This window comes from Halomonas sp. ND22Bw (assembly GCF_003011945.1).
Lineage (GTDB): Bacteria > Pseudomonadota > Gammaproteobacteria > Pseudomonadales > Halomonadaceae > Halomonas > Halomonas halophila.
Genome location: NZ_PXWD01001348.1, coordinates 1 through 253, shown reverse-complemented (window position 1 = coordinate 253; position 253 = coordinate 1). Strand labels below are relative to the sequence as shown.

The window sequence follows — 253 nt, the reverse complement described above, 5'->3', positions numbered from 1 at the left end:
CGCGCATTGGCTCAGCCATGTCGAGCACGACCAGGCCAGCCCGGTGTGGCGCCCCTGGCTGGCCGAACTGGCCCGCCATCACACCTACATCCGCTACGACCAACGCGGCTGCGGCCTGTCAGACCGCGAGGTGTCCGACCTGTCGCTCGATGCCTGGGTGGGCGACCTCGAAGCGGTGGTCGACAGCCTCAAGCTGCGTCGCTTTCCGCTCATCGGCATGTCGCAGGGGGGCGCCGTGGCCGTCGCCTACGCG

The 253-nt window shown here is 70.0% G+C and carries 1 protein-coding gene; it reads left to right on the top strand.

The window, feature by feature from the left end; translation table 11 throughout:
• A partial coding sequence (locus CVH10_RS22575; protein WP_146143305.1) for an alpha/beta fold hydrolase occupies positions 1-253 on the top strand: 253 nt, incomplete at both ends.